The organism is Pseudomonas weihenstephanensis, assembly GCF_016812185.1.
Taxonomy (GTDB): Bacteria; Pseudomonadota; Gammaproteobacteria; order Pseudomonadales; family Pseudomonadaceae; genus Aquipseudomonas; species Aquipseudomonas weihenstephanensis.
Genome location: NZ_JAAEBV010000002.1, coordinates 413,689 through 435,356 on the forward strand (window position 1 = coordinate 413,689; position 21,668 = coordinate 435,356).

General features: G+C 57.7%; 19 protein-coding genes. 10 read left to right on the forward strand and 9 right to left on the reverse strand.

Features of this window, described 5'->3' with window-relative positions; genetic code table 11:
• Positions 1-2 precede the first annotated feature (2 nt).
• The 4 genes from GYN01_RS09340 to GYN01_RS09355 are packed head-to-tail and all read left to right on the forward strand — an operon-like array spanning position 3 to position 5,435.
• Positions 3-881, forward strand: coding sequence for an endonuclease/exonuclease/phosphatase family protein (locus GYN01_RS09340; protein WP_048402050.1), 879 nt, complete (start codon positions 3-5; stop codon positions 879-881).
• A complete protein-coding gene (locus tag GYN01_RS09345; protein WP_203306932.1) occupies positions 878-2,914 on the forward strand; it encodes a GGDEF domain-containing protein in 2,037 nt (678 codons plus the stop codon). The genes GYN01_RS09340 and GYN01_RS09345 overlap by 4 nt, the downstream gene beginning before the upstream one ends.
• A gap of 55 nt (positions 2,915-2,969) precedes the next feature.
• Positions 2,970-3,746: an N-acetylmuramoyl-L-alanine amidase gene (locus tag GYN01_RS09350; protein ID WP_203306933.1), complete on the forward strand. Its 777-nt coding sequence runs from the start codon at positions 2,970-2,972 to the stop codon at positions 3,744-3,746.
• Between the two features lie 51 nt (positions 3,747-3,797).
• A complete protein-coding gene (locus GYN01_RS09355; RefSeq protein ID WP_239658775.1) occupies positions 3,798-5,435 on the forward strand; it encodes an EAL domain-containing protein in 1,638 nt (545 codons plus the stop codon).
• A 7-nt stretch (positions 5,436-5,442) separates the two neighbouring features.
• Here the strand turns inward: GYN01_RS09355 and GYN01_RS09360 are convergent, their stop codons facing one another.
• Together GYN01_RS09360 and algB are read right to left on the reverse strand one after the other, a co-directional pair.
• Positions 5,443-7,230 (reverse strand): KinB sensor domain-containing domain, encoded by a 1,788-nt coding sequence (locus tag GYN01_RS09360; protein WP_203306934.1) that lies wholly within the window; start codon positions 7,228-7,230, stop codon positions 5,443-5,445.
• 10 nt (positions 7,231-7,240) lie between these two features.
• Positions 7,241-8,587, reverse strand: coding sequence for a sigma-54-dependent response regulator transcription factor AlgB (gene algB / locus GYN01_RS09365; RefSeq protein ID WP_048363917.1), 1,347 nt, complete (start codon positions 8,585-8,587; stop codon positions 7,241-7,243).
• 433 nt (positions 8,588-9,020) lie between these two features.
• On the opposite strand from algB, the gene GYN01_RS09370 reads away from it, so the two are divergent.
• From GYN01_RS09370 to GYN01_RS09390, 5 genes are all read left to right on the forward strand, one after another.
• Positions 9,021-9,305, forward strand: coding sequence for a hypothetical protein (locus tag GYN01_RS09370; RefSeq protein WP_048363916.1), 285 nt, complete (start codon positions 9,021-9,023; stop codon positions 9,303-9,305).
• An 86-nt stretch (positions 9,306-9,391) separates the two neighbouring features.
• Entirely contained in the window at positions 9,392-9,556 is a 165-nt protein-coding gene (locus GYN01_RS09375) for a DUF1328 domain-containing protein (protein WP_019828122.1), read from the forward strand.
• A 2-nt stretch (positions 9,557-9,558) separates the two neighbouring features.
• Positions 9,559-10,023, forward strand: a complete 465-nt coding sequence (locus GYN01_RS09380; protein WP_048363915.1) for an inhibitor of vertebrate lysozyme family protein — start codon at positions 9,559-9,561, stop codon at positions 10,021-10,023.
• Between the two features lie 557 nt (positions 10,024-10,580).
• Positions 10,581-11,900, forward strand: coding sequence for a glutamate/aspartate:proton symporter GltP (gene gltP, locus GYN01_RS09385; protein ID WP_048402053.1), 1,320 nt, complete (start codon positions 10,581-10,583; stop codon positions 11,898-11,900).
• 104 nt (positions 11,901-12,004) lie between these two features.
• The gene (locus tag GYN01_RS09390; RefSeq protein WP_048402054.1) at positions 12,005-13,234 is read left to right on the forward strand and encodes a nucleoside recognition domain-containing protein; all 1,230 of its coding nucleotides are present in this window, start codon (positions 12,005-12,007) and stop codon (positions 13,232-13,234) included.
• Positions 13,235-13,278: 44 nt separating this feature from the next.
• On the opposite strand, the gene GYN01_RS09395 is transcribed toward GYN01_RS09390, so the two are convergent.
• From GYN01_RS09395 to GYN01_RS09425, 7 genes are all read right to left on the reverse strand, one after another.
• Positions 13,279-13,905, reverse strand: coding sequence for an ABC-type transport auxiliary lipoprotein family protein (locus GYN01_RS09395; RefSeq protein WP_203306935.1), 627 nt, complete (start codon positions 13,903-13,905; stop codon positions 13,279-13,281).
• Complete coding sequence (locus GYN01_RS09400) at positions 13,902-14,840, reverse strand: MlaD family protein (protein WP_048402055.1); 939 nt, start codon at positions 14,838-14,840, stop codon at positions 13,902-13,904. The genes GYN01_RS09395 and GYN01_RS09400 overlap by 4 nt, the downstream gene beginning before the upstream one ends.
• 1 nt (position 14,841) lies before the next feature.
• Positions 14,842-15,633: an ABC transporter ATP-binding protein gene (locus GYN01_RS09405; protein ID WP_162207803.1), complete on the reverse strand. Its 792-nt coding sequence runs from the start codon at positions 15,631-15,633 to the stop codon at positions 14,842-14,844.
• A gap of 8 nt (positions 15,634-15,641) precedes the next feature.
• Positions 15,642-16,790: an ABC transporter permease gene (locus GYN01_RS09410; protein WP_048364282.1), complete on the reverse strand. Its 1,149-nt coding sequence runs from the start codon at positions 16,788-16,790 to the stop codon at positions 15,642-15,644.
• Between the two features lie 51 nt (positions 16,791-16,841).
• Complete coding sequence (locus GYN01_RS09415; RefSeq protein WP_048363909.1) at positions 16,842-17,885, reverse strand: DUF5924 family protein; 1,044 nt, start codon at positions 17,883-17,885, stop codon at positions 16,842-16,844.
• Between the two features lie 145 nt (positions 17,886-18,030).
• The gene (locus GYN01_RS09420) at positions 18,031-18,696 is read right to left on the reverse strand and encodes a fumarylacetoacetate hydrolase family protein (protein ID WP_048402056.1); all 666 of its coding nucleotides are present in this window, start codon (positions 18,694-18,696) and stop codon (positions 18,031-18,033) included.
• Between the two features lie 104 nt (positions 18,697-18,800).
• Complete coding sequence (locus tag GYN01_RS09425) at positions 18,801-20,195, reverse strand: FAD-binding oxidoreductase (protein ID WP_203306936.1); 1,395 nt, start codon at positions 20,193-20,195, stop codon at positions 18,801-18,803.
• A 206-nt stretch (positions 20,196-20,401) separates the two neighbouring features.
• Between GYN01_RS09425 and serA the strand changes: the two genes are divergently transcribed.
• Entirely contained in the window at positions 20,402-21,631 is a 1,230-nt protein-coding gene (gene serA, locus GYN01_RS09430) for a phosphoglycerate dehydrogenase (RefSeq protein ID WP_048363906.1), read from the forward strand.
• Positions 21,632-21,668 lie beyond the last annotated feature (37 nt).

Sequence of the window (21,668 nt, forward strand, 5' to 3'; positions counted from 1 at the left end):
CCGTGCGGCGCTGGAAAAGCGAGCGAATTGTTGGCCTGCATGAACCGCAGGTTAACGAAGATCATCTGGCGGCAAGCGGGCTGTCGGATGATCGACGTTTGCGTTTGCTCAGCTTCAATATCCAGGTCGGTAACAGCACCCAGAGTTACCGCCACTACCTGACCCGCAGCTGGCAGCACGTGCTGCCACACAAAGGGCGGACCGGTAATCTGGACAAAATTGGCGACTTGTTGAGCGACTTCGATCTGGTCGCTCTGCAAGAAGCAGACGGTGGCAGCCACCGATCCGGCTACATCAACCAGGTTAAATACCTGGCCCAACAGGGCGAATTCCCTTACTGGTATCAGCAACTCAATCGCAATCTGGGTCGCCTGGCCCAGCACAGCAATGGTGTGCTCAGCCGTTTGCGGCCTACCGCGATTGAGGATCATCCCCTGCCCGGCCCCGCTGGTCGTGGCGCTATTCTGGTACGTTTTGGCGAAGGTGCCGACGCGCTGGTCGTGGTCATGATGCATCTGGCGTTGGGTGCCAAGACCCGAACCCTGCAACTGGCCTACGTACGCGAGCTGATTGGTGGTTATCAGCACCAAGTATTGATGGGCGACATGAACACCCATGCCAGTGATCTGTTACAAACATCCCCTTTGCGGGATTTGGGTTTGCTGGCGCCACAAATGCAAGCCACCTTCCCCAGTTGGCGCCCGCAACGTTGCCTTGATCATATTTTGCTCAGCCCCAGCCTGACCCTTGAACGGGTGCAAGTGCTGGATCAGCCCATTTCAGACCATTTGCCGGTCGCGGTTGAAATCCGTTTGCCGGGCTCTATTGGTGGAGATTCACTGCCAGTGTTGAGTCCTTCCGCCAGTGAGCCCCTTGCATGACCGCCGACGACGCAAAACGCTGGAAAGAGAAGTACCTCAAAAGTATCGAGCAACAAGAAAAACTAGAGCGTCGCTGGAATGCCCGCCTCGACTTACTGCGTCGCGGCCTGGTGCGCAGCACCTTGGCGGCCGAGGGCTCTGACCGCACAGTCGACCAATGCATGAAAGAAATGCGCGAGGCCGTGCGCACAGACGAAATGGACGCGGCATTGGCGGCATTGATGCCGCGCCTGGAAAAAGCCGTGCTCGACTCCGAACAGCGCCGCGAAACCCGGGTTGAGCAAGTCAGTACCGCGCTCAGTACCTTGGTGACTCAGCTGCAAGCGCTACCGTTACCGCGTGAAGTCAGCAAACCGCTTAAGACATTCGCCAAGCAGCTCGACAGTCGCGTCACCCAGGCGCGTGAAATACCGCTGCTACTGGGCGAACTGAGCCAATTACAGGGCCAGGCACTAGCACCGCAACTGCACAACGCAGAACCCGCCAAACCGGGCTTGTTGCAGCGTCTGTTTGGCAGCGGCGAAGCCGATAAAGCCGTTCCAGAGCCTGTCACAGTGCAAACCCCGCAAGCTGCGGCAGCCGTCGTCGTGCCAGTGGCGAACCACGAGCCTGTCGATGAGGCGACTCCGGCTCAAGCCGCTGCTATTGAGGTTGCTCAAGACACGGCCCCTCAACCGGTGGTGACGCCGCCTGTTGTTGAAGTGCAAGTGCCACACAACCTCCCCTTGTCGCACGTTGACGACGACATCAAATCGCCCCCACCCCTGGAACCACCCTCACCGGTGCAGCTACTTGAAGTGCAGGAGGTGGTGGATGCTGTTGACGAGGGGGCGGGAGGCGCGCTGGAGTCAGTGGTCGCGTTGGCGCAAGCGCATATCAGCCAAACTCAAGCACCAGAAGACAGCCGTGCTGACCTTGATCAGCTTGAGCCCCTTGAGCCCCTTGAAGAAGACCCGATTTACGCGCTGCCAAGCACGCCAGAGCCATCCTACAGCTCGGTAGCGACCCACATCGAATCCACGTTGCTGGGGCTGTTGAACGACCTTTCGTTGCCCGAACACCATCGACCGCAAGTCGAAGCCATGCGCAGCCGTCTTGAAAAAGGGCTTAACTGGTACGAATTGCTACCTATCCTCGATGATCTTGCCGTGCTGATGCTGGCCATCACTGACAGCGGCCAACATGAGTTCGAGGCTTACCTCAAGCAACTCAACGAGCGCCTGGAGTCGTTCCAGGGCAACCTCCAGGCCGCCAGTGAAGGCCATGCAGAAGGCCGAACGGCGGCCGATGACTTGCACACCCAAATGCGCGAGCACGTCGACGACCTGCAAAGCAGTGTGCAAGAAGCCTGCGACCTCAGCAGCCTCAAGCACATCCTTGAAAGCCGTCTGGAAGGCCTGTTGGGCACAATGGACCAGCACCAGCAACAACGCGATGCACGCGAGCAAGAAGTCGCGGCGCACCTGCAAGGGCTGGCCGAGCGTGTGGCGCACATGGAGCAGGAGGCCCAGGGCTACCGTGAACACCTTGAAGAGCAGCGCCAAAAAGCCCTGATCGACCCGCTTACCGGCTTGCCCAATCGTGCGGCCTGGGGCGAGCGTTTGGCCCATGAGGTTGAACAGTGGCAACTTCACGGCAACCTGCTGCTGGTGGCCATGCTCGACCTGGATCACTTCAAGCGCATCAATGATGGCTATGGCCATTTAGCAGGCGATAAAGTGTTGAAGATCATCGCCACGCAACTGCGCAAACGCCTGCGTCCCACCGACTTTATTGCTCGCTTTGGCGGTGAAGAGTTTGTTTTGCTGATACCCAATACCTCGATGGCCGTAGGCTTGCAGTTGGTCGAGAAACTGCGCGCGGCGATTCAAGCGTGCCCATTCCACTTCAAAGGTGAGCCGGTCACCGTTACGGTGTCTATCGGTCTGGCAGCGTTCAAGCCGGGTGATCGCAGTGATCAAGTGCTAAAACGCGCGGATGAAGCGCTTTATCGTGCCAAAGCCGCCGGACGTAACACCATTCAACAGGGTTAAAACCTAGCCGTGCGTTATGCTGTGCCCTGTCTGCCCTCACGCCACTGTCTAAACTATGAAATTATTTGCTTTGATGTTGTCTGCACTGCTCCTGGCCGGTTGCGCCAGCGGACCGCGCATGGACACCCGCCATCCTTCGGTCAACCATGACAGCCGTGTGCAATTTATTGTGCTGCATTACACCTCGACGTCTCTTGAGCACTCACTTGAGCTGCTGACCCACGGTCCCGTCAGCAGCCATTACCTGATTGGTGACACGCCGCCGACGCTGTACAAACTGGTGGATGAAAACCAGCGCGCCTGGCATGCGGGCGAAAGCCAATGGAAGGGCCGTACCTGGTTGAACTCAAGCTCCATCGGGATCGAAATCGTCAACAAGGGTTTCCGTGATACGCCCCAGGGTCGGATTTGGTATCCGTACACCGAAGGTCAAATTCAAGCCTTGATCGTCTTGCTCAAAGACATCTCCACGCGCTACAAAATTGACCCGCATAACATCATTGGTCACAGCGATATTGCTCCGCTGCGCAAACTGGATCCGGGACCGCTGTTCCCGTGGCAACGACTGGCACAAGCCGGTTTTGGCGTTTGGCCAAATGCGCAAGCCGTCGCCCGCGAGCAAGCGCTGTATGCCAATCAATTGCCGAGCATCACCTGGTTTCAACAACAGTTAGCGTTACTGGGTTACGAAACCCCGCAAACCGGTGAGCTTGACGTCGCTACACGGCACGTACTGGCTGCGTTTCAAATGCATTTTCGCCCCACCCGTTTCGACGGCACCCCGGATGCCGAAAGTGCAGCTATTTTGAAGGTGTTAAACACCGCCAAATAACAGCAGTGAAAGCCCCAGCCACCGTCAGCACGTTATCAGGAGCAAGGATTGGTGCCAGGACGCAGAACGCCGCGCACATTTATCAAGCGTATACGTAACCGGCTGTATCGCCCTTGGTCGCTGGCGATTGTCGCTACGTTACTCAGCGCCAGCGTTTTACTGGCGCTGAGCGTCCCCGTCGTCATGCATCAAGTGCACCAGCGTGAACGCGAACGGATGAGCGTGGAGGGCGAGCGTTTGCTTGAACGGCTCGAACAGTTGTTCACCCAGCTTCGCAGAGGGCTGGACGACTTGAACAAGCAGCCGCTGCGCGAATGCAGCCCGTTGATGACCTCGCAGCTGCAAAAGACCAGCTTCAAGTACCGCTTCATTTATGAAGCCATCTTCTATGACGGCACCCAGGTCTGCTCCAACTGGCCTGCGAACCTCAGCCTGACGCCTTCGCCGGGCCGTGAGCCCGATATCAAGGGGCCGGTCTATCGCTATTGGCTGAACACCGCTGAACAACCCGACGACAACCTGGCCGGTTTGATGCTGGGCCGTGGCGACTTCGAGGTGACGACATCTCGCGGGCACTTGAGCGATGCGGTCGATCTGCCGCCCGGCGGGAGCTTGCTGGTGGTGGTCGATGATGACCAGCGGGCGCTGCCGGTATTGGGGCAGGCACAGGATTGGCCGCCCAGCCCCGGTTGGCCGCCGAGCGATGGAGAGGTGGTCGTCACTGACTATCGCGTGCTCTATCGCTTGCCCACCGACAATTCAGATTACCAATTGGTGTTGAGCATGCCGCGTGCCGACACCTCGCAGTACCTGTCGCAGCTGGGGTGGATGTTGCCAGGCATTCTATTGATTGCCCTGTGCCTGGGCGCGCTGGCCTTGCATGTGGCACGACAGCGTCAATCCTTGGGCGGGGAGTTGCAGGGCGCTCTGCGCCGGGGCGAATTCACGGTGCATTATCAGCCCATTGTTGACCTCAACACGCGCCAGTGCGTGGGCGCAGAAGCGCTGATTCGCTGGCGGCATGCGGATGGCACGATGACCAGCCCCGAGCTGTTTATTCCCGTGGCCGAAAGCACCGGGCAGATCCGACAGCTGACTGATTTCGTCCTGCAACGCACACTGGAACAACTCGGCCCGCTGTTAAGGGCCAACCCGCACTTGTATGTGTCCATCAACCTGTCAGCGTGCGACGTGATGGTCCCGCGCATCGGCAAGGTGGTGGCGCGCTTGCTGGCCCTGCATGACGTGGCACCCCGACAGATCGCGTTTGAAGTCACTGAACGCGGCATGGTTGATGTAGAAATCGCAAAGCTCAAGCTTCAGGCCCTGCGAGACGAAGGGCACCGGATTCTCATTGATGACTTTGGCACCGGTTACAGCAGCCTGGCTTACCTGCAAACCTTGCCGGTGGACTGCCTGAAAATCGACAAGGCGTTTATTGATGCGCTGGGTTATGACGCCGCCAGCAGCGGGGTGGCGCCGCACATTATCCGCATGGCGCATGCGCTGAACCTGACTGTGATTGCCGAAGGGATTGAGCACGAGTACCAGGCAGAACTGCTGCGCAGTGAAGGCGTGAGTTATGGCCAAGGCTGGCTGTTCGACAAACCGTTGAACGCTCACCAATTTCGCGAGCGCATCACCGGCGGGCGCCGACAAGGCCCGCGCCGCGCAGAAGACCAGGTGTGAACCTCGCCTATAACGGCAGCGCCATATAAAACTGCGTCCCCTGAGCAGGGCGCGAGTACACGCCGATGCGTCCGCCGTGCAACTGCACAATTTCCTTGCACAAGGCCAGACCAAGCCCTGCGCCGCCCTTTTTGCGTCCTACTTGCACGAAGGGTTCGAAGATTCGCCCTTGCTGGCTGTACGCGATGCCTTCGCCATTGTCCTCGACACTGATGATCACGCGTTCGCCATGACGCCGGGCCTGCAAGCGAATTTGCCCGCCAATGGCAGTGTGTCGCAGGGCGTTATCCATCAAGTTATCCAGAACGCGTTCAAGCTGGCCCTGATCGGCATTCAAGCGCGGTAATGGCGGTTGCAGGTCAATCAGGATCTCGACATCTTTTGCCACCGCCCGATCAGCGAAGCGTGCGCGCGCCTGTTCGAGCATTTCTTGCAGGTCGCAAGGTGCCAACGTCAGTTTTTGCATGCCGTTCTGGTAGCGAGAGAAATTCAGCAGGTCGTTGATCAACTGCATCAGCCGCTGCATCTCTTCGTTGACCGTGTTGAGCAAGTCGGTCTCGCGCGATTGAGGGTCAAAGCGCGCCCGCTCCATAAATAGCCCGAATGCCATGTGCATACCGGTGACCGGCGTACGCAGCTCGTGAGAGGCGCGCAACACAAACTCACTGCGCACGCGCTCAAATGCGCGCTGTTCGGTCACGTCATGCAGCACCATGACCGCACCCAGAATCGGCCCCTTGGGCTGACTCACCGGGGTCAGGCTGTACGTCAGCAAGCGCGTTTCGCCTTCGATATCAACGCTCAGGTCCTCGGGCAAACGCTCCAGACTCCCACCGCACAATACAGTCAGCAATTGTTGATCGAGTTCGGGCCGTTGCAAGGCCTCACCCAATGACTGCCCCAAACGCGCTTCGTCCCAGCCCAACTGGCGCTGTGCCACCGGGTTCAAGTGTTCGAGGCGACCTTGTTGATCAATCATCAGCAAGCCGTCATCAATACTATCGAGCACGGCCTGCAAGCGTTGCTGACCCGCGAGCAACTCGTCCACGTTGGTTGCCTGATGCTGGCGCAACGCTTCGGCCATAATGCCGAAACGCCGCGTCAGCAGGTTCATTTCGGTGGCCGAGGAGAGCGGCAACACCACTTCAAAGTTACCTTTGCCAATGTTGTCCGCCGCTTTGGCCAGCGCCTCGATGGGGGCGCCAAAACGTCGGGCAATACCATGTGCCGTGATAAAGCCAATGATCAATACCGCGACACCCACCAGGCCCAATACCGTCGCAATCAACATTGCCCGGTCGCGCGCCTGGGCTTGTGCGTGGTTGATGCTTTCCAGCGCTTTACGATGCTCGTCAATCAGCCCGTTACGCAACGCATTGAAACGTGTGGTGAGGTCGTCGTCGTTGCTGAGGTTGATGCCCCGGTGATGCGACTGGTTAAAGGCCTCTAAAAAGCTTTGATAGTCGGCCCGCGCCCGAACAAAACCGCTGGGCAAATGGTTTTTTTGTTCATGCGCAATGCCTTCATCGAGCAACTTCATGTACTGCTCTGACGAGGCTTTGAGCGCCACCGTGTCAGGCTCGTTGTGCAGCATCAGAATCAGTTGGTCACCCAACGTCTGGCGCAGTTTCAAACCCAGATCAAGGGTGATGAAGTTGTTGCGGATCAAGGCTTCTTGGGTTTTAGCCATTTGCAGCACGCCGAATACGCCGAGCACCAATCCCATGAGCGCGACCGTGATCAGCGCTGAGATGCTCAGAAACAGGCGTGTTCGCAGCTTGATAGCGAGTTTCATCGCGGCCTGCTCACAAGTTGTACTGCTTGCGTTTGCGATACAGCGTGGACGCATCAATGCCCAAGGTTTTGGCCGCTTGGTCGAGGGTTTCACTGGTGGCCAACACGGCGCCGATGTGTGCCTTCTCCAACTGGTCGAGACTTAACGCTGCACCAATGCGCGGGGCGTTCGGGATGGTTTGCTCGGCCATGCCCAAGTGGCTCACCTCAACCACTTCTTGCGGGCAAATAATGCTCGCGCGCTCCACCACGTTGCGCAGTTCACGAATGTTGCCCGGCCAACGGTAGTTCGCCAGCGCCAAGCGGGCTTCTTCGCTGAAGCCGCGGGCAGGGCGTGCATACTCTTTTACGAAACGTGCAAGAAAGCGGTCCGCCAGCGTGAGGATGTCTTCGCTGCGCTCACGCAACGGTGGCAAGTGCAAAGTGATGACGTTCAGGCGGTAGAGCAAGTCTTCACGGAAGCGGCCATCGCGCACCATGTCTTCAAGGTTGAGGTTGGTGGCCGCCAGAATGCGCACATCGGCGCGGCGCGTCACGGGGTCGCCAACGCGTTCGTATTCTTTATCCTGAATAAATCGCAGCAGCTTTGGCTGCAAAGCCAGCGGGAAATCACCGATTTCGTCGAGGAACAACGTACCGCCATCGGCCTGGTTGACCCGGCCCAGGGTACTTTCACTGGCCCCGGTGAACGCACCTTTGGTGTGACCGAACAGCTCGCTTTCCATCAGCTCGGCGGTTAAAGACGGGCAGTTAATCGTCACACAGGACTTTTTCGCCCGTTTGCTCCAACCATGAATTGCCCGGGCGAGCTCACCCTTACCGGTGCCGGATTCACCCAGAATCAGGATGTTGGCATCCGTGCCAGCCACTTGGCGGGCTGTTTCTAGTACCACCATCATCGCCGGACTATGAGAATCAAGGCCGTCCTTGGGCTTACGCACTTCGCCCTCAAGGGCTTCGAGGCGAGCGGACAGTTGGCGCACTTCCAGTTGCTTGGCCGTGGCCAGTCGCAATTGATCCGGGCTGCACGGTTTAACCAGATAATCGGCGGCGCCTGCCTGAATCGCGTCCACTGCCGTGTCGACCGCAGAGTGGGCGGTCACAATCACCACACGCATCCACGGCGCTTGAATACGCATTTGGGCCAACACATCCAGGCCGTTGTCTTCGCCCAGGCGCAGGTCCAAAAAGCACACATCGAATACTTGGCGCTGCAACAGGGCATCGGCTTGAGCGGCACTGTTAGCGGTGGCGACGGTGTAACCCTCGTCTTCGAGGCAATAGCGGAATGTACGCAGGATGGCGGACTCATCGTCGACCAGCAGAATGCGGCCTTGGTGCTCTTTGGCAGACTCCATTTCCTACGTTCCTTAATGAGTGATGTTGGTTAGTGTCGGAATAATCGGGCAAGTTGCATGATTTTTCACGATTCATTAAGAGGCTAGCAGGGTAGCCACTTGCCTGCATGCTGTAACTGTCTGATTTAACACTAATTAGAGCCGATTTGACTCGACGTTTGCCGGACAAAACAGTTCTGTTTTTTGCCCCCTCTATAAAAGAACGTATAGGGTCCTTGGCCAATCGTGCAGAACGCCCGACGCTTGAAGAGTCCATCGTGCAGGATGCGTGTACAGTTGCACTCACATTTACTACAAGTGTTTGATTTATATAACTTTTATTAAGACTCAAGACTTGGCATGCCGCCTGCAATAACTCATGCAACCCAGTCATTCAGCGCTACCGGGCTGAAGGCAAATCCAACATTGACCACCGAGTGGCAGGAGTCTGAGCATGAATCGTCAAGGTTTCCCCCGCATTCGCCTTACTTCGCTGCACCTTCAACAAGGTCTGTTCGCCAGCCTCGCGTTGTTGGTGACATTGATCGGTGGTCAGCAACTTGTGCGTTTTGAACAGGCACCGCAGCCGGTTCAGGCCGTATTGCATCAAGCCGCCCCGCAAACACACTTCAGTGCGATCAGCTCAAACCATCAGGCGACCAACGGCTATGCGCTAGCGGCTGCCGATGACACGCAAATCGCATCTTCAGACGTGCCGCAGGAACGTTGGGTGTTTTAAGTGTTCACAACCTTGAGGCCCTTGCAGGGCGTTAAGACGCAGCAGCGGCATCACCACGCTTTCCCACAGTAATAAGGAGAATCACCATGTTGAGTTGGGCAATTACCTTCCTGATTATCGCCATCATCGCAGCCGTTCTGGGCTTTGGTGGTATCGCGGGCACCGCCACCGGTATCGCCAAGATTCTCTTTGTCGTCTTCCTGGTGATGTTCGTCGTGTCGTTCATCTTTGGCCGCCGTGGTCGAGGGTAACCATGTTTAGCCGATCCTTTAAGGCAATGACTGCTGCCCTGTTGATGGGCGGCAGTGCTATGGCGCTGGCCGCCAATGATGGCCAGTCGCGTGCCAACGAACTGTTAAACGATGCTGCTTATCGTGATACCTGGCAAAAAGTGGTCAAAAAAGAAGATCGCTTGCCTGAATGGGTGATGAACCTGTCGGGCAGTGCCGAACAGATGAACGCAGTCAACGAAGACGGCGATCAGTATTTAGTCGGGCCTTTGTGCGAAACCGCTCAGACCTGTTTGAACAAACGCCTGATCGTTGCCGTCAGTCTGGACAAGAAGCACGCCTATGCCATGTTGGTCGAAGTCCCGGCAGGTTTGCCGGCCGACAAGTCGCCAACACGTCATGCCGATTACCGATTCTTGGGCCAACCTGATGTCGGGATACAAGCGCTGCTTAAAGAACAATTGAAGAAAGACCCTAACTGGTACTGATCATTTGGGCAGTTTCTTCAGCTGTTAAACACCAAAAAACCAAGGCATTGCCTTGGTTTTTTTGGGTCTAAAAAAATGTTTTTTTAGTCGTAAAACCTTATCACTGCTCATTTTTTTAAAAACAAATGTGGCTCGGATGGCCCTTGAGAACGTCGACCATCTATCGACTAATAGCAAAATGATTTCTTCTCTCTATTCGATTTATGTTGTCGGATATTTCTGAGTACTGGGCGTGATTTACGCCGTCCCGCCTGCGGCAAAAAGACCTTGAAACAGCCGGTCTGCGGCGCTTATGTCGTCTATTCTGTGACTTTGATACCCCGTGAATTTGAGCTCTTGTCGGACAATATCCATGCCGATTCGGCATAGGGTAGGCGTTTACGGCATTAGACGGCTTCCTCTTGCATGGGAATAGTTGCGCCTTTTTTCGCCTGCCAAAGAGCCTCTCTGGCTCGATTTGGGCGACCTTCTACGGGGGCAGAGGTTGTAGAATTCAGCGCTTCAAAGCGCTCTAGTCTGAGCCTCTTCCCGAGTCCACTTGAAGTAAGGGTAATGACATGAAGAAGGCAAAACTTAGCCTCGCCTGGCAGATCCTAATCGGTCTGGTCCTGGGTATTGCAATCGGCGCGCTGCTTAACCATTTCAGTGCTGAAAAGGCCTGGTGGATCAGTAACGTCTTGCAACCCGCTGGCGATATCTTTATCCGTCTGATCAAGATGATCGTAATCCCAATCGTGATTTCCTCACTGGTTGTCGGGATTGCAGGCGTGGGAGATGCGAAGAAACTCGGTCGCATCGGTCTTAAAACCATCATTTACTTCGAGGTGGTGACCACCATCGCGATCCTGGTCGGCCTGGTGCTGGCCAACGTGTTCCATCCCGGCGCCGGGATCGACATGAGCACGCTGGGCACGGTTGATATTTCCAAATATCAGGCCACTGCCGCAGAAGTTCAGCATGAACATGCGTTCATCGAAACCATCCTCAACCTGATTCCATCCAACATCTTCGCAGCCATGGCTCGCGGTGAGATGCTGCCGATCATCTTCTTCTCGGTACTGTTTGGCCTCGGCTTGTCGAGCCTGAACGCCGAACTGCGCGACCCGCTGGTGAAAACCTTCCAGGGCGTGTCCGAGTCGATGTTCAAAGTGACTCACATGATCATGAACTACGCGCCAATCGGTGTGTTTGCGCTGATCGCCGTGACCGTCGCCAACTTCGGTTTTGCTTCGCTCGTGCCGTTGGCCAAGCTGGTGATACTGGTTTACGCCGCCATCTTGTTCTTCGCCTTTGCGGTACTGGGCCTGATCGCCAAGCTGTTTGGCTTCTCCGTGATCAAGCTGATGCGCATCTTCAAGGATGAGTTGGTACTGGCTTACTCCACCGCCAGCTCCGAAACCGTGCTGCCGCGCGTGATCGAGAAGATGGAAGCGTACGGCGCGCCAAAAGCTATTTGCAGCTTCGTGGTGCCGACCGGTTACTCGTTCAACCTTGATGGCTCGACCCTGTACCAGAGCATCGCGGCGATCTTTATTGCCCAGCTGTATGGCATCGACTTGTCGATCAGCCAGCAACTGCTGCTGGTATTGACCCTGATGGTCACCTCCAAAGGCATCGCCGGCGTACCGGGCGTGTCCTTCGTGGTACTGCTGGCCACCCTGGGCAGCGTAGGTATCCCGCTGGAAGGTTTGGCCTTTATCGCAGGTGTTGACCGTGTGATGGACATGGCACGTACCGCGCTGAACGTCATTGGTAACGCCTTGGCGGTACTGGTGATTTCGCGTTGGGAAGGCATGTACGACGACGCCAAAGGCGAGCGCTACTGGAACTCGCTGCCGCACTGGCGCAGCAAGGAAGCCCTGCCAAAAGGCGAATAATCGCCCCGCGCACGCTTCGCCCCACAAACCCCGGACTTGTCCGGGGTTTGTTGTTTCTGGGGGTTGGCCGCTATCATTCGCGGCATCTTTAAGGAGTTCTTTCGATGCTTAACGGCCTATGGCTCAGCTTTTTCGTGGTCGCGGCCGTGTCGGCGCTTGCCCAATGGCTGGTGGGGGGCAACGCCGGGATCTTTGCGGCGATTGTGGAAAGCATCTTTGCCATGGCCAAGCTGTCGGTTGAGGTGATGATTCTGCTGTTCGGCACGCTGACCTTATGGCTGGGTTTTTTGCGCATCGCCGAAAAAGCCGGGATCGTGGATTGGCTGGGCAAGGCGCTGGGCCCGCTGTTTAAACGCTTGATGCCTGAAGTGCCGCCCGGTCATCCGGCATTAGGGTTTATCACCCTCAACTTTGCCGCCAACGGTCTGGGCCTGGATAACGCCGCCACCCCCATTGGCCTTAAGGCGATGCGGGCACTGCAAGAACTCAACCCCAACCCGACCAGCGCCAGTAACGCGCAAATCCTGTTTCTGGTGCTCAATGCCTCCTCGTTGACCCTGTTACCCGTCACCATCTTCATGTACCGCGCTCAGCAGGGCGCTGCTGACCCGACGCTGGTCTTCCTGCCGATCTTGCTGGCGACCAGTGCTTCAACGCTCGTAGGGCTGCTCTCAGTGGCCTTCATGCAGCGTTTGCGGCTATGGGACCCGGTGGTCTTGGCGTACGTGCTGCCCGGCGCACTGATACTGGGCGGCTTTATGGCCTTGCTGGCGGGTTTGTCAGCGACGGCATTGGCCAGTTTGTCGTCGATCCTCGGCAATTTGACCCTGTTCGGGCTGATCATGCTGTTCCTGGTGATCGGCGCGCTGCGTAAGGTCAAGGTCTACGAAGCGTTTGTCGAAGGCGCAAAAGAAGGCTTCGACGTGGCCAAAACCTTGCTGCCTTATCTGGTGGCGATGTTGTGCGCGGTGGGCGTGCTACGGGCGTCGGGGGCTTTGGATTTTGGCCTGGACGGCATTCGCCATGCGGTCGAATGGTTGGGCTGGGACACGCGCTTTGTCGACGCCTTGCCGACGGCGATGGTTAAACCGTTCTCAGGCAGTGCCGCACGGGCCTTGCTGATCGAAACCATGCAAAACCAGGGTGTGGACAGCTTCCCGGCGTTAGTGGCGGCAACCGTGCAGGGCAGCACTGAGACGACGTTCTATGTGCTGGCGGTGTACTTTGGCGCCGTGGGCATCCAACGCGCCCGACACGCAGTAGGTTGCGCGTTATTAGCGGAGTTCTCAGGCGTAGTCGCTGCCATTGCCGTGTGTTACTGGTTCTTCGGTTAACAAACCCGTACCTCGCAGCCTTTGGCAGCGCCTACCACGCGGGGTTAGCGCTGTGCCTGGCCTTGATGCAGCACCCATTGCACAACTTGCGGCATCAGCACGTCGCTCGCCTGGCCAAAACCTGCCACAACCCCCGGCACCAGCGGGTTGTTGAGCGGCTGACGCACGTCAAAGCGTTTGGAGGCAATCACCCGCTGGTCGCTGGTGCGCACCAGCCGCGCGTTGTACTGCACCAACACCTGCGGGCTTTTGCCGTTGTAGTGGGTCTGAAACGCCAACAATTCCCCACCCAGTTCGTAATCGGCCTGCAGGTTGCTGTCGTCTGTACTCAGGCCCTGAATGCGGCCGTCCTGCAAGAACGCATCCAGCAAGCGATTGCGCAGCAAGACCGGTGCCGGGTCGCTCCAACGCGCCCCTTTGTAGTTGCTGATCAAGTTGCCTTCGGGCACCACGGCAATGTTCTGGCTGTTCAGCGCATTGCTCGCCATCGGCTTGTCGAGGCGCAGCGACCAGTTCACTGGCGCGCTGTGGCTCGCAGCAATCGGGGTTTGCGCATACGGCAACCAATACACATCCACCTGCTCGGGCTTGGGCAGGATCGAGCAGGCGCTGAGCAGGCTCAGGCTCGCCGCCAATACGATTGAACCGGCCAGGCGATAAGTACGACTCATGGCGTGAATTCCTTGTTCTGTTCGCGGCCCAGCAAGTAACCGCTTGGATTGGCTTCCAGACGCCGCGATATCGAGCGCAGCGTGCTCAGGGTTTCACGCAGCTCATTGACCGCCGGGCCGAGCTGATTGAGCCCCTGCATGCCATTGTTCAACGATTCCTGATTATTGTTGAGCAAGGTGTTGATGGTGGCCGCGCTGTGTTCCAGCGACTGCATCGCTTGCTCGGCGCTGCCGAACATCTGTTTGCCCTGGGTACTCAACAGGCCATTGGCGTTACGCATCAGCGCAGTGGTTTGTTCGAGCGTGATACTGGCTTGTTTGCCCACTTGAGCCAGTTGCTTAAGGGTCTGGGAAATATCCCCGCGCTGACTGGCAATGGCCGTCGTGGTTTGCTCAAGGTTGTCGAGGGTCTTGCCCACGCGGTCGACGTTATCCGGGGAGAACAGGCGATTGGCGTTGTGCAGCAGCATGTTGACGTTGGCCATCACGTCAGAGCCGTCTGTCAGCAGGCGGGCAATCGGGGAGGGCGAGGCCACGATTTCGGGCAATTTGCCCTCTTTACCCTTGAGCGGCGGGCTGTTGGGGTCGCCGCCGCTGAGCTGAATGATCGAGGTGCCGGTCACGCCGGTCAGAGCCAGCTTGGCCTTGGTGTCGACCTTGACCGGTGTGTTGGCAGCCAGACGGATGCGCGCCAGTACCCGGCGCGGGTCTTTGTCGTCGAGCCGCAGTTCGATCACGTCACCGACCTTGATGCCGTTGTACTGCACCGAACTGCCCTTGGACAAACCACTGACGGCTTCGTTGAACACCACTTCGTAATCCTTGAAAGTACTGTCCATGCTGGCTTTGGCCAGCCACAGGCCAAACAACATGGCCCCCACGATAACCAACACGCTGAATAAGCCAATCAATACATGATGGGCGCGGGTTTCCATGTCATTGCTCCTTACGCTGGGTTGCCGCTTCATACGCGGCGCGGCCACGGGGGCCATGGAAATACTCATGAATCCACGGGTCGTCGTAATCTTCGACCTGCTTGATCGGTTCGGCCACCAACACGCGTTTTTGCGACAACACCGCCACGCGGTCAGTGATGGTGTACAGCGTGTCGAGGTCGTGGGTGACCAAAAATACGCTCAATCCCAGCGCATCGCGCAAGGTCAAAATCAGTTGATCGAACGCGGCGGCGCCAATCGGGTCAAGCCCCGCGGTGGGTTCGTCCAGAAACAGAATGTCCGGGTCCAGTGCCAATGCGCGGGCCAGCGCTGCGCGCTTGACCATGCCGCCCGACAGCGAAGAGGGGTATTTGTCGGCCGAAGACAGCGGCAAACCGGCCAGGGCCAGCTTGACCAGCGCCAGGTGTTCGGCGTCCGGGCGGCTCAGGCCCGCGTGTTCAATCAGGGGCAGGGCGATGTTCTCAGTCACCGTCAGTGACGAAAACAGCGCACCTTTCTGGAACAACACGCCAAAACGTCTCTCGATCAGCGAGCGCTTTTCTTCAGGCAAGCTCAGCAGGTCCTGACCGAAAACCCGGACCTCGCCTTCGGTGGGTCGACGCAAGCCAACAATACTGCGCAACAGCACGGATTTACCTGTCCCGGAGCCGCCCACCACGCCCAGAATTTCGCCTTTGTACACATCCAGGTCGAGGTTTTCGTGCACGGTCTGGCTGCCAAAGCGATTGCACAGGCCGCGCACTTCAATCACCGCCTCGCGGTTTTTTTGCACAGACGCACTCACCAGCCCATCTCCATGAAGAACAACGCCGCCACCGCATCAAGCACGATGACGATAAAGATCGATTGCACCACGCTGGACGTGGTGTGCGCGCCCACGGACTCTGCACTGCCAGTGACTTTGAAGCCCTCAAGGCAACCGACTGCAGCGATCAGAAAGGCGAAAAACGGCGCTTTGACCATGCCCACCAAGAAGTGCTGCACGCCGATGTCCGAGTGCAACAGCGAAATGAACATGTCCGGTGAAATGCCCAGCGAAACAATGCACACCATCGCGCCACCCAAAATGCCCGCCATCATGGCCAGGAAGGTCAACAGCGGCAGGGCGATCAGCAGCGCGAGCACCCGTGGCAACACCAGCAAGTCCATTGGATCAAGGCCCAGGGTGCGAATGGCGTCGATTTCTTCGTTGGCTTTCATCGATCCGATCTGTGCGGTAAATGCACTGGCGGTACGGCCTGCGAGCAGGATGGCAGTCAGCAACACGCCAAATTCACGCAGGAAGGAAAAGGCCACCAGATCGACGGTGAAAATCCCCGCGCCGAAGTTGGCCAGCACCGTAGCCCCGAGAAACGCCACCACCGCGCCGACCATGAACGTCAGCAGCACCACAATCGGGGCAGCGTTCAACCCGATTTGCTCGATGTGCGCCACCACCGGAGTGATGCGCCATTGCTTGGGCCGAAAAAAGTTGCGCGTCAGGGTTTGCAGAATCAAACCAATGAAACCCAGCAGTTGCAGGCAGTCTTGCCACAGCTTGTCGACGGCGCAACCAATACGGCTGAGTACCTGAATGCCGGTGTTTTGCTCGGGTTCTTTGACCGGCACACAGAAATCGCGCATCGAGGAATAAACCGTTTGCAGCAAGGCGCGGTCGGCGGCAGGCAGCTTGGGCGTGGTCTCGGCCAACTGGCTGACACGTTCCGAGCCTAGCAACTCCACCAGCAGCGAAGCACCGGCCGTATCAAGGCGGGTGACATCATTGAGATCAACCTGGGTGCTGTCGTCGTATTGACCCGCCAGTTGGTCGGTCAGTTGTTTGAGGCGCGCATAATTGGCCAGCGTCCATTCGCCACTGATGTGCAGCTTGGCCGCAGTGCTTGAAGTGTCTAATTGGGCATCGCCAGCCTTAGCAGTAATGATCGTCAGCTCCAAGCTCGGTTCGCGAATACGCAGACCATAGGTAATAGCACAATTGCGTCAGTTTGCCTGACTCGATGCTGAAGAGGATTGATCTGCGTCGGTTACCCGAAAGCGCAACACGCCAATCATTTGCCCGTCTTCGGTCAGCACCCGCACTTGCCAGCGGCCCACCGGGTTGGGCGGGAAGTTCTGTTTATGGGTCCAGGCGCGGTAACCCTCTTTGCGACCGCCCTTGATGTCCAGCGCGATGCGGTCCACTTCCTGGCCATTGAGTTGCCACACGTGATAGATCCGCTCGTTCAGACCGCGCGGGGCATTGATCGAGGTGTAGGCATACAGGCCACGCGCGCGCAGTTCATTGACGCTGATGTGCTTGATGCTCTCACCGGGCGTGCGGTCTTGCAGTTGTGGGGTAACCGCCACCTCGGTCATCCACAGCGTGGCGGGCGGCACCCATGAACGCAGCCACCAGCCGGTGCCGCCGAGTGCGAGTACGATCATCGGCAATATCAGCCAGCCACGCAGGGTTTTGAGCGGCAAGCTCACGGCCAGGCTAGGAATGGACAAGAGTACGGCGGTGCCCAACGCCAGTTTGTAGCTCTGGGACGTGGTGAGGTTGAGGATGATCGGCAGCGCGGTCAGCAGCGCCGCAAACAGCGCAAGGGTGTGCAGCGCCAGATACAGCCAGCGCTTGGGCGCCAGCCACTTGTAATACAGCGGGTCGGTAATCGTCACCAGTGCCGTGGCGCCGAGCAACCCGGTAAACACCAATTGGCCGCTGTTCCAGGTGGTGGTAATGAAGAAAAACGGCAACACGAAAAACAGACTTTCCTGATGAATCATCTGCGTGGCGTAACGCAGCAGGGGCGGCGGGATTTCGCGTTTGAACACCCGCGTAAACAGCTGGGTGAAGGTGTTTTCCAGCATCAGCCAGACCCAACTGACCAACAGGATGACCGCGATCCAGCGGGCCATGCCTTGCTGGCGGTCCACCAGAATGAAACTGGCCACACCCGAGCAGAAACCAAACAGCGCGATCAGCCCTGGATAGCGCTTCATCAACTCAAGGATGCGCTGTACGTAGTGGTTCCAGTTTGGCATTCGGCGGTTCACATTCTGTGTAGGAAAAAACCTCAGCAGAATAGCGTTTTAAGGCTGTCGCGTCCGCGACTACTGATATCTGACAGGCGAATCTCCGCGTAGGCACTGGCGCAGGCTGCGACAGTGCCTACGCGGCTTAGTCAGATTAGCGAACGCGGCTTTCGAAACGGCTCACGCCCGGCAACTCCAGCACCAGTTCATCCCCGATATTCAGCGGGCCAACGCCCACCGGGGTGCCGGTCATGATCACGTCGCCGGCTTGCAGCGAAAAGCAGGCCGCCATGTGCTGAATCATCGGCACAATCTTGTTGAGCATCAGGGCGCTGTTGCCGTCCTGACGCTCTTCACCGTTGATGGTCAGGCGGATGCCGATGTCTTCCAGATCAGGAAAGGTGCAGCTCGGTACAAACGGCGCCAGCACGCAGGCGCCGTCGAACGACTTGGCGATTTCCCACGGCAGGCCTTTGCTTTTCAGCTCGGCTTGCTTGTCGCGCAGGGTCAGATCCAGGCCCGGCGCGAAACCGGAGAGGGCGTCCAGTACTTCTTCGGCGCTTGGGTTGTTGGACAACGGCTTGCCGATCAGCACCGAAATTTCGGCTTCGTAATGCACCGAACCGCGCTCGGCCGGGATGGCGAAACCGCCTTCAAGCGCCACCACACAACTGCCGGGCTTGATAAACAACAAAGGTTCAGTCGGGATCGGGTTATCCAGCTCTTTGGCGTGCTCGGCGTAGTTACGTCCGATGCACACCACTTTGCCGATAGGAAAGTGAATCCGGGTACCGTCGAGATACTGGTGCTGATAGCTCATTGACCGACTCCGCTGTTGGATGCTGCTTCTTTAGTCGCTGGCGCAGGTTGCTATGGGGGTTGCCAGGCCATCGCAGCCTGTGCCAGCGACTACACCTTCATGGATTAAATCGCAAAAATCTTGCCTGGGTTCATGATGCCGTTCGGGTCGAACGCGGCCTTGATCGCCTTCATGTACTCGATCTCCACCGGCGAGCGGCTGTACGTCAGGTAATCGCGCTTGGTCATACCCACGCCGTGTTCGGCCGAGATCGAGCCGTTGTATTTCTCAACCGTCTCAAATACCCACTTGTTCACCGTCGCGCACTTGGCAAAAAACTCGTCCTTGCTCAGGTTTTCAGGCTTGAGGATGTTCAAGTGCAGGTTGCCGTCGCCGATGTGACCGAACCAGACGATTTCGAAGTCGGGGTAGTGTTCACCGACAATCGCGTCAATGTCTTTCAAAAAGGCCGGGACTTTCGACACAGTGACCGAAATGTCGTTTTTATACGGCGTCCAGTGGGAAATGGTTTCGGAGATGTACTCGCGCAGTTTCCACAGGTTTTGCAGCTGGGTTTCGCTCTGGCTCATCACACCGTCCAGCACCCAGCCTTGTTCCATGCAGTGCTCGAAGGTTTCCAGCGCCGCGTTGGCCACCTCTTCAGTGCTCGCTTCAAACTCCAGCAACGCGTAGAACGGGCAGTCGGTTTCGAACGCGGCAGGCACATCGCCACGCGCCATGACTTTGGCCAACGCTTTGTCAGAGAAAAACTCGAACGCGGTCAGGTCCAGCTTGTTTTGGAAGGCATGCAGCACCGGCATGATCGAGTCAAAGTCGGCCGTGCCGAGCACCATCGCCGTCAGGTTTTTCGGCGCACGGTCCAGGCGCATGGTGGCTTCGACCACAAAGCCCAACGTCCCTTCAGCCCCGATAAACAGCTGACGCATGTCGTAGCCGGTGGCGTTTTTGATCAGGTCTTTGTTCAGCTCCAGCACGTCGCCCTTGCCCGTGACGACTTTCATGCCCGCCACCCAGTTACGGGTCATGCCGTAGCGAATTACCTTGATCCCGCCAGCATTGGTGCCGATGTTGCCGCCAATTTGGCTGGAACCCGCCGACGCGAAATCCACCGGGTAGTACAGGCCATGTTCTTGCGCGATGTTTTGCAGGTGTTGAGTCACAACCCCCGGCTGGCAGACCACGGTGCGGTCGGTCAGGTTGATGTCCAGCACCTGGTTCATGTAGTCGAATGACACCACCACTTCGCCATTGGCCGCCACGGCGGCTGCCGACAAACCGGTGCGCCCGCCTGAAGGCACCAATGCCACGTTGTGCGCGTTGGCCCACAGCACAATGGCCTGCACTTGCTCAGTGGTTTTGGGGAACACAATGGCCACGGGGGCCGGGGCGAAATGCTTGGTCCAGTCCTTGCCATAAGCATTGAGGGAATCGGCGTCGGTCAGAACCTTTCCAGGCTCTACCAGGGTCTTTAGCTCATCAATTACGGCAGGATGGGTCATCAACAGAACTCTCGAACAATTCATGGTCATCCTGAGAACGCTTCACGTCGCAGGAATGGGTGTTTAGCGGGGCGCTTATGCTAGCATACGGCCCCCCCGTAGAATCGAGACGTAGGACGATTCTCGGTGCCGGTCTTCACGCCGGCCAGGTCAGCTCAGGCTGTCCACTTCCCTGCCATTTTTCTCTGGGACACAGGTTTACGCAGATGAGCAAGACTTCTCTCGATAAGAGCAAGATCAAGTTCCTTCTTCTTGAAGGCGTCCACCAATCCGCTGTTGATGTTCTCAAGTCCGCCGGGTACACCAGCATTGAGTACATCACCAGTTCCTTGCCTGAAGCCCAGCTGAAGGAAAAGATCGCCGATGCCCACTTTATCGGCATCCGTTCCCGTACTCAGCTGACCGAAGAAGTGTTCGATTGCGCCAAGAAGTTGGTGGCTGTTGGCTGTTTCTGCATCGGTACCAACCAGGTCGACCTCAACGCTGCTCGCGAACGCGGTATCGCTGTTTTCAACGCCCCTTACTCCAACACCCGTTCGGTGGCCGAGTTGGTGCTGGCAGAAGCGATCCTGTTGCTGCGCGGTATTCCTGAGAAAAACGCTTCCTGCCACCGCGGTGGCTGGATTAAAAGCGCAGCCAACTCCTTCGAAATCCGGGGCAAAAAGCTGGGTATCGTCGGCTACGGCTCGATTGGCACACAGCTGTCGGTCTTGGCTGAAGGCTTGGGCATGCAGGTGTTCTTCTACGACACCGTGACCAAACTGCCGTTGGGTAACGCCACGCAAGTGGGCAACCTGCACGAGCTGTTGGGCATGTCGGACATCGTGACCCTGCACGTTCCAGAAACCGCCGCCACCCAGTGGATGATCGGTGAGAAAGAAATCCGTGCCATCAAAAAGGGCGGCATTTTGATCAACGCTGCCCGTGGCACCGTGGTTGAACTGGACGCCCTGGCCGACGCGATCAAGGACAAGCACCTGATCGGCGCCGCCATCGACGTGTTCCCGGTTGAGCCGCGCTCCAACGACGACGTGTTCGAAAGCCCGCTGCGCGGCCTGGACAACGTGATCCTGACCCCGCACATCGGCGGTTCCACCGCTGAAGCGCAAGCCAACATCGGTCTGGAAGTGGCAGAGAAGCTGGTCAAGTACAGCGACAACGGTACGTCGGTATCGTCGGTCAACTTCCCGGAAGTGGCCCTGCCGGCTCACCCTGGCAAGCACCGTCTGCTGCACATCCACCAGAACATTCCGGGTGTGATGAGCGAGATCAACAAGGTCTTTGCCGAAAACGGCATCAACATCTCCGGCCAGTTCCTGCAAACCAACGAGAAAGTTGGCTACGTGGTCATCGACGTCGACGCCGAGTCCTCGGACCTGGCGCAAGAGAAGCTGCAAAGCATCACCGGCACCATCCGTTGCCGCGTGCTGTTCTAAGCAGCAAAGCGCTGTACGAAAAAGGGAGACCCTCGGG